6 protein-coding genes are annotated in these 6,256 nt (G+C 44.1%); all 6 read left to right on the forward strand.

Translation table 11 applies throughout. The annotated features are described in order from the left end of the window. Window positions 1-62: 62 nt before the first annotated feature. Window positions 63-782, forward strand: a complete 720-nt coding sequence (locus LKD42_RS05875) for a YoaK family protein (protein ID WP_022118489.1) — start codon at window positions 63-65, stop codon at window positions 780-782. A gap of 51 nt (window positions 783-833) precedes the next feature. Further along, the gene (locus LKD42_RS05880) at window positions 834-1,814 is read left to right on the forward strand and encodes a LacI family DNA-binding transcriptional regulator (RefSeq protein WP_248835095.1); all 981 of its coding nucleotides are present in this window, start codon (window positions 834-836) and stop codon (window positions 1,812-1,814) included. A 99-nt stretch (window positions 1,815-1,913) separates the two neighbouring features. Continuing rightward, the gene (locus tag LKD42_RS05885; protein WP_022118487.1) at window positions 1,914-2,828 is read left to right on the forward strand and encodes an alpha/beta fold hydrolase; all 915 of its coding nucleotides are present in this window, start codon (window positions 1,914-1,916) and stop codon (window positions 2,826-2,828) included. Between the two features lie 99 nt (window positions 2,829-2,927). Next, window positions 2,928-4,076, forward strand: a complete 1,149-nt coding sequence (gene fliB, locus LKD42_RS05890; protein WP_248835096.1) for a flagellin lysine-N-methylase — start codon at window positions 2,928-2,930, stop codon at window positions 4,074-4,076. A gap of 108 nt (window positions 4,077-4,184) precedes the next feature. Beyond that, window positions 4,185-5,609, forward strand: coding sequence for a right-handed parallel beta-helix repeat-containing protein (locus LKD42_RS05895; RefSeq protein ID WP_147632514.1), 1,425 nt, complete (start codon window positions 4,185-4,187; stop codon window positions 5,607-5,609). A gap of 380 nt (window positions 5,610-5,989) precedes the next feature. Continuing rightward, on the forward strand, window positions 5,990-6,256 hold a 267-nt coding region (locus LKD42_RS05900; protein ID WP_248835097.1), incomplete at its 3' end, for a transposase.

Consider the following 6,256-nt stretch of genomic DNA (forward strand, 5'->3'; position numbering starts at 1 on the left):
ATTTATAAGATAGAATGTAACTATTCGTCTTATCATAACACTTCCCCAAAGGAGGAGCAAAATTGGAAAACACAGAAAATTATCTGGAATGTGAAAGAAACCGAGTGTATTATACCCTGATTGCGATCGCAGGATTTTTTGGTGCGTATACCTTTTTGTTACGCGGGAAAGTATTCTGTAATGCTCAGACAGGGAATCTGGTGCTGCTTGGACTGGCGATCGGTCAGGCAGAATGGGAAACGGCAGCCTACTACCTGTTCCCGATTTCTGCGTATATGGCAGGTGCATTTATCTCAGAACTGCTGCCGAACCCAGTCAAGTATCATCTGAAAATCCGCTGGGACACCCTTCTGATTGCAGTTGAAATGGCAACCGTTCTGGTGCTTGGACTTGTACCGGAATCCGCACCGGTGCAGATCTCACAGGTTGCGGTCAACTTTATTGCTTCCATGCAGTACAATACGTTTCGTCAGGCAGAGGGAACGCCAATGGCGACAACTTTTGCGACAAACCATATCCGCCAGGTCGGTGTGGGACTGGCAAAAGAAATCCAGCATTTTCGGAAAAAAGATAAAAAACATCGAGAAAAATGGGGCAAACATTGCATGATGGTGGTATATTTCTTATTAGGTGTGGTGTTTGGAACGGTTGCCTGCAATATTTATTCCGGGAAGGCAATCTGGATCACTCTGCTGCCGTTTCTGATCGTTCTGATTGATTTCCTGAATGAGGATCTGCATGCAGAAGAAGAGAAAATGAGACAGAAACCACATGGACATTAAGAAAAAGGCGTAAGACAGGTTCAGGTTGAACGCACGTGAGGCAGAGGCATTATGAATATCAATGAAATTGCAGAACTGGCCGGTGTTTCCAGGGCGACGGTATCCCGCTATCTGAATGATGGATATGTAAGCGAAGAAAAAAGGGCAGCAATCCGGAAAGTGATAGAAGACACCGGCTATCGCCCGTCACAGCAGGCGAGAAATTTAAGAAGCAAAGTGACAAAGCTGGTCGGTGTGATCATTCCGGAGATTGAGTCCGGGTCGGTGAGCCAGATGGTGTCAGGGATCAGTGAGGTTCTTTCGGTAAAAGGTTATCAGCTTTTGCTGGCAGATACGCGGAATAACACCAGGGCGGAGCTGAAATACCTCCGTATTTTCGAAAAAAATCAGGTTGACGGCATCATTTTCATGGGAACGATGCTTTCCAGAGAACATCTGTACCTGATGGAAGAAGTCGAAGTGCCGATCGTGGTGACGGCACAGGAGATCCGGCAATATTCCTGCGTTTTTCAAGATGATTATCATGCGGCATATGATGCTGCAAAAATGCTGACGAAAAAAGGCAGACACATCGCCTATATCGGAGAGCCGGCAAAAGACAAAGCGGCAGGAAAAGCACGAAAGAGCGGATTTCTGGATGCAATGGCAGATGCCGGCATCAGGATGGACAGATCCTGTATGTATGAAACGGAATTGTGCATGCAGGGCGGTTACGAGAAAGCTGCAAAAATATGGAAAACACATCCGGAAGTGGACTCTCTGTTCTGTGCAACGGACAGCCTCGCCGTCGGAGCACTGAGGTATTTTCATGAGCATGATATCCAGGTTCCGCAGCAGGTTCAGATCGTGGCGTTTGGAGACACCGAGATAGGAAGTGCGGTGTCACCGGCGATCAGCAGTGTGCATTTCTACCACAAAACGATGGGGCAGGAAGCAGCCAGGATGCTGGTTGAAATTTTAGAATCCGGCGACGATCTCAAAAAACATCTGAAAATGGGTTATCAGATTGTGAAAAAAGAATCGCTTCGGTAAAAAAAGAACGCAGCAGACAAAAACAGTCGCAGCGTTTTTTTTTGATTTGCAGAAGGCAAAATACAGTATAATAAACGAAAAAGGAAAGCGAGGAATCTCATGCAGGAACGATATATTTCATCAGGCAGCAGCAGACTGCACATTGCAGTCTGGGAACCATCAGGAGAGAGAAAAGCGATCATGCAGATTTCGCATGGCATGATCGAATACATCAAAAGGTACAGTCATTTTGCGAATTACCTCAATCAGGCAGGAATCCTGGTGATCGGGAATGACCACAAGGGACACGGGCTGACAGCAGAAAAGGATGAGGATCTCGGATATTTCGGTGAAGAAAAAAGTGCGGCGGTGATCGAAGATCTTCACGAAGTCACACGTTATGCGAAGGAACAGTATGGAGCGGATGTGCCGTATTTTCTGTTTGGGCACAGCATGGGATCGTTTATGGCGAGACGCTATTTGATGACCTATGGCGAGGAACTGACCGGGGCAATTATCTGCGGGACCGGTTACACGCCGGGGGCAGTTTTGACGGCCGGAAAACTCTGTGCGGGTGTGATCAGTAAAGTAAAAGGAGAACGTCACCGCTCGAAGTTTTTGCAGAAGCTGGCCTTTGGCAGTTACAACAAACGCATCGCAGATAAGCGGACAGCAAACGACTGGCTGACAAAAAATACGGAAATGGTGGATGCCTATAACCGGGATAAATACTGCACATTTCTGTTTACGGTCAATGGCTATCAGACGCTGTTTGATGTCCTTGGATTTATCCAGAAGAAGGAAAATATCGAGAAAATACCGAAAAATCTGCCAGTCTATATGATCGCCGGCGAGGAAGATCCGGTGGGCAATTACGGAAAAGGTGTGGAAAAAGTATTTGAAGAATACCGAAAATGTGGAATCCGTGATCTGGAACTGAAGTTATATGAGGATGACCGGCACGAGATACTCAATGAACTGGACAGAGAGAATGTTTACCTGGATGTAAAAAACTGGATTTTGAAACATATTTAAATATCAGATGTGAGATGATGCCTGCTTTTGCAGGCGGCGAGCAACAAGCTTGTATCAGTGGCGGATTCAATCGCCAAGTGGAATAATAGAAAGCGAGAAATGATGGAACGCATAAAACCGAATTATTATGATAGATTCACCTGCATTGCAGACAAGTGTACTTTCACCTGCTGTCAGGAGTGGAAGATTGCAGTGGACAACGAGACCAATCGAAAATGGAAAAAGAAATATCCGCCGCAGGAAGTGAAGGTGCAGCGGAAAAATCTCAGTGCCTATACAACCAAAAAGGACGGAGGCAGAGTGATCCGACTGGATGAAGAGCATAAATGTCCGTTTCTTTCTGAAAACCGACTCTGCAGACTGGTATCGGCTTATGGGGATTCGGTTCTGTCGGAAACTTGTACCGTTTTCCCAAGAGAAGTGCACAGATTTGAAACGCATGAAGAAGAAGTTCTGATGCCATGCTGCCCGGCGGTGATCGATCTCTGGGCAGAGGAAGAGAACGTGGTTTTTCCGGAGGTGCCGGAAAACGGCAGAAATCTGCGGACGATGATCCGTGAAAAGATGATGGAAATGTTCCGAAACAAAGAACAGAGCATCGAAGAAACGCTGCTAGAGAGTTTTTATATTCTGCTGGAATTATATCAGGCAGAGCAGGAAGATACGCTGTCAGAAGAAAGAATCGAGAACTATTTCTCCAGAGAAGCCGTGAAAGAACTGAAAACGGCGATTCTTGCGATTGATCTGCCGTTTCTGGATACCATGGATGAATGCAATGAGCTTTTGCAGGATCTGGCTGTCAATTATCAGAAAGAAGGTCTGTATCAGGATTATCTGACGAAGATCCTGCCTCTGGCAGAGCAGCTTTCCGAAAGGTACGATGCCGATGAAATGGAGCAGAAAGGACAGGACTTTGCAAAGCAATGGGAAAAATACCGAAAACTCCTGGCTGTTTTTATGGAAAATGAACTGTTTTCGGATCTTCTGATGCCGGACGGTGATTTGGAGAGCATGGTCATTCAGATGCAGTGGATCGCAATGGAATATACTATGATCCGGCACAGTCTCTTCCTGAAATGGATGCAGGACGGATGCCGGGATCTTGCATACGAAACACTGCGGGATTATCTGGTGCTGATCACACGGATGACAGGATACGAAGAAGACGATATTTATGAATATCTGGAAAACAGTTTTGATGAACTGGTATGGGAGTGGGGATATTTATCGTTAATTGTCGGCAAATAAGGTTGATTTCTTTATCAGGAAGATTTATAATTTAAAACACATAAAAAGTACAGAAATATCGATGAATTTTTGTGCAGAAATACAAAGCAACAGAGGAGGAAACAAAAAATGAAATCACGTAACTTAAAAGCAATGCTTCTGGGAGTTGCATTTGCAGCGTCACTTACTTTTGCAGGAACACAGCCACAGATGCCGTTCGCTCCGCTTCTGGAAGTTCATGCTGCAGCGTATCAGGATGTGGAACTGGACAGCAAATATGATTTTGAAAAAGCATTCCAGAAGGCACTGGATGTAGCACGTGACAGCAAAGATAAAAATACAATCTACCGTATCAAAATCCCGGCAGGTACTTACAAAGCCGGCAGCTGCTTTAATGTATACAGCAACACCTATATTGATATGGAAGGCGTAACCCTGATCCGTACATCCGGTTCATCCATGTTCCGTTTTGGACGCAGCGAAGATGTAAAGAAAATTTCGGGTTACACCGGTTTTAAAAATATTACGTTCCATGGCGGTACCATTGACGGCCAGGGTGCACAGCATGGTTATAAATCAACGCTTCTGCGATTTGCACATGCAAGCGATGTAACGATCGAAGATATGACACTGACAAACACCAGCAATTCTCATAATATTGAATTTGCAGCATGTCAGAATGTAACGATCAACAACTGCGTATTTTCAGATTATCATGGAAAAGCAGACAGCAACAACGAAGCGATTCAGATCGAGACACTGCAAAAATCCCATTTTGGTTCTTATGGTCGGTATGATGAGACACCGAACCGCAATATTGCGATCACGAACTGTACATTTAAAAACGTACAGCGTGGCGTCGGAACCCATGCGGCGATCGTAGGATGTTATCACAGCAACATCAGGATCGAAAACAATAAATTTATCAACATTCCGGGTTATGCGATCATTGCGACAAACTATATCAACAGCAGCATCAAAAATAACGAAATCACAGACTGTGCTTCCGGTATTATTTTCCGTGACATGGCGATCACACTGTATCCGTCAGAAAAAGGAAACAAGAGTAAGACACCGAAGATTTCCAGCAAATCCGTGATTGCAAACAACAAGATCGAGATCACAGACAAGAAATATAAAAACGTAAACTACGGCATCCAGCTTCTTGGTGAGTATCGTTCAAAGAAAAAAGGCAACATTCCGAAAGGTGATTACCGTGTATACGGTGTGCAGGTTTATGGCAATGAGATCACCCTGAAGAATGCTTCCTACGGCATCTGGTTAAATGGAACCGGAAAAATCCGCGTAAACAATAACGTGATCAATATGCAGGTGCCGAAAAAAGCAAGCGGTAAATCAGGCGGAACAGCAGTCCGCGTTATTTCCAGCAAGGGTAGCAGGATCAATGGAAATACGATCATCAACACTTCCAAAAACAAGAATAAGAAACTGTATCGTGGAATCGAACTGATCGGAAAGAAAGCAGGAAGTGCATCCGGAAATAAATTTAAAGGATTTGCCAAGAAACAGCAGACAATCAAGAGAAAATCCTGAGAAAGCGAATAAGGTTTTTGGCAGGCATACAGAAAGAAAATGACAGCACTTTTCTAAAGTGCTGAAAGAAGAAAGACAGAGCATGTGACGTTATCATTGTCACGGCGGCTCTGTCTTTTTATCTTAGTCGGAGAAGACTCCCACTTCTATAAGTGGCGAGCAACAAATTTGTCTTAGTGGGAGTGCAATCTCCGACTAAGATAAACGCTCCGCGAGAATGCACAGCGATTCTCTTGGGTAAATGTCAGCAAAGCTGACCAGAATCGCGTGCCAAGTCTCACATGCGTTCGACTTGAACTTAGTCGGAGAAGGTTATTTCAGTATCTCCAGCCCATGCAGCATGATACGGAAAAAATCAGAAATTATTGTATACTCATGGCATGGGAACATGGAGATCTAAAAACAGACATAAATACTTATTACAATATCACATTATTTTTGTCTGTAAATATAGGAAGAAATTACTGGTTTCGAGGCAGATATCAGATGATATAAAGCAGTTTTCATATGAGATATGCCAAAGACACAGTGTTATTATCAGATATATGGAAACAGAACACGTGGAACTGGCACATATAAATCAAAATACAGGAATAGATTTAGGTATTAAGGAGTTATGTATTACTTCTGCTGGAAAGAAATACGAA

This window comes from Hominisplanchenecus faecis, from assembly GCF_020687205.1.
Lineage (GTDB): Bacteria > Bacillota > Clostridia > Lachnospirales > Lachnospiraceae > Hominisplanchenecus > Hominisplanchenecus faecis.

What these genes read in the sequence shown, in the direction of transcription:
- LKD42_RS05880 (WP_248835095.1), top strand. Translation starts at nt 834, where the DNA reads ATGAATATCAATGAAATTGCAGAACTGGCCGGTGTTTCCAGGGCGACG.
- LKD42_RS05895 (WP_147632514.1), top strand. Translation starts at nt 4,185, where the DNA reads ATGAAATCACGTAACTTAAAAGCAATGCTTCTGGGAGTTGCATTTGCA.
- fliB (WP_248835096.1), top strand. Translation starts at nt 2,928, where the DNA reads ATGATGGAACGCATAAAACCGAATTATTATGATAGATTCACCTGCATT.
- LKD42_RS05885 (WP_022118487.1), top strand. Translation starts at nt 1,914, where the DNA reads ATGCAGGAACGATATATTTCATCAGGCAGCAGCAGACTGCACATTGCA.